Annotated in this window: 1 protein-coding gene; it reads left to right on the top strand. The window is 44.1% G+C overall.

What is annotated here, in order from left to right; translation table 11 throughout:
* On the top strand, positions 1–1,004 hold a 1,004-nt coding region (locus AC1DFM_RS34635; RefSeq protein ID WP_477081359.1), incomplete at both ends, for an MBG domain-containing protein.

The following is a 1,004-nucleotide window of genomic DNA, read 5'->3' as shown; positions in this document are numbered from 1 at the left end:
ACGGTTACACCGATATTAGTAGCAGGAGATGCTTTCACTGGTGCACTCAGCAGAATTACCGGAGAGAATATCGGAACATATGGTATCAACAAAAACTCCCTGTCTCTTAATAACAATTATATCCTGAACTATACTGGTAATGATCTTACCATTGGCGCGAAAACCGTAACAGTTACCGCTGACGCTAAAAGCAAAACTTACGGCGATACTGATCCGGCACTTACCTATACAGTTACACCGACGCTAGTAGCTGGAGATGCGTTCTCTGGATCATTAAGCAGAGTCACCGGAGAGAATATCGGAACATATGGTATCAACAAAAACTCCCTGTCTCTTAATAACAATTACATCCTGCACTATACCGGTAATGATCTCACCATTGGTGCTAAAACCGTAACAGTTACCGCCGATGCTAAAAGCAAAACTTACGGCAATACTGATCCGGCACTCACGTACACGGTTACACCGATATTAGTAGCAGGAGATGCTTTCACTGGTGCACTCAGCAGAATTACCGGAGAGAATATCGGAACATATGGTATCAACAAAAACTCCCTGTCTCTTAATAACAATTACATCCTGAACTATACCGGTAATGATCTCACCATTGGTGCTAAAACCGTAACAGTTACCGCCGATGCTAAAAGCAAAACTTACGGCGATACTGATCCGGCACTCACCTACACGGTTACACCAACATTAGTAGCTGGGGATGCTTTCACGGGTACGCTCAGCAGAGCCACCGGTGAGAATATCGGAACATATGGTATCAACAAAAACTCCCTGTCTCTCAATAACAATTATATCCTGAACTATACCGGCAGTGATCTTACCATTGGCGCTAAAACCGTAACTGTTACCGCCGATGCTAAAAGCAAAACTTACGGCGATACTGATCCGGCACTCACGTACACGGTTACACCGATATTAGTAGCAGGAGATGCTTTCACTGGTGCACTCAGCAGAATTACCGGAGAGAATATCGGAACATATGGCATCAACAA

Source organism: Chitinophaga sp. 05T412 (assembly GCF_056396465.1).
This window is presented reverse-complemented; position numbering and strand designations above follow the sequence as displayed.